This window comes from Frankia sp. CoWAU3 (assembly GCF_977971855.1).
In genome coordinates this window covers 5,093-5,951 of the sequence record NZ_CDWWXB010000240.1, presented here as the reverse complement: position 1 = coordinate 5,951, position 859 = coordinate 5,093, and the positions used below count along the sequence as shown (strand labels likewise).

The 859-nt window shown below is 70.9% G+C and carries 2 pseudogenes; both read left to right on the top strand.

Annotated elements, in window-relative coordinates:
• Positions 1–312 (top strand): annotated as a pseudogene (locus AC08ON_RS16290) (transporter); the annotation flags it as partial.
• 120 nt (positions 313–432) lie between these two features.
• Positions 433–859, top strand: a pseudogene (locus AC08ON_RS16285) (ABC transporter permease subunit); the annotation flags it as partial.

Below are 859 nucleotides of genomic sequence, written 5' to 3'. Positions count from 1 at the left end.
CTCCCGCTAGCACTCATCCTGGTAGGAAGTGCGCTGCTGGTGGCCGACCGCTTCGACGCCGCTCAGGCCGCCCAGGCCCACACCGCCGGCCAGGTCGACGACCTACACTCACTGATCATCGCGGCGGCCGCTGCGGATGCCGCACCCGAGGCCGGTCAACCGGCCACCCGCCCCCAGGGCGGGTACCAGCAGACAGGCTCGTACCAGCAGACAACGGCCACGCACCAGCAAAACTCGCGCTTCGCTGTGACGGACCCCGGGGGCGGCCAGGCACCCGCCGCGAACGCCACCACACCCGGCCAGCACGCCTGACAGAGCCTGCGTTTCCAACGATGCCACGGCGCGGAAGGCGAGCAGTTCCGTGATCACATGTGACCCGGCGGACGGCGACGACCGGACGGCTGGCGGCGACCGGCGCCCAGGGAGTGCCCGGTGACCAGCATCGACCTGGGACTGGCGGGGATCTCCCTCGGGGCGATCGCCGCCCTGTCCGGTATCGGCCTGCTGGTCACCTACCGTACCAACGGGGTCCTCAACCTGGCCCAGGGCGGCATCGCCACGCTGGTGGCGTACGTCTTCCGCGAGATGGTGGTCGTGTGGGGGCTGCCGATCTGGCTGGCCGCCATCATCGCGCTCGCCGTGCTGTCCCCCGGGATCGGCCTGCTGCTGGAGCGGTTGGTCTTCCGGCCGCTGGCCCGTCGCCGCGCATCGGCGGCCGAGCCAGCCTCGGCGTGCTGGTCCTCACCCTCGGGATGACGGCGGGCATCTGGGGTCTGGGCTCGCGTAGTGACGCACCCAGCATCTTCCCGAACTCGTCGGTGAAGCTGTTCGGTGACACCCGGATCGGTGTCGACGCGCT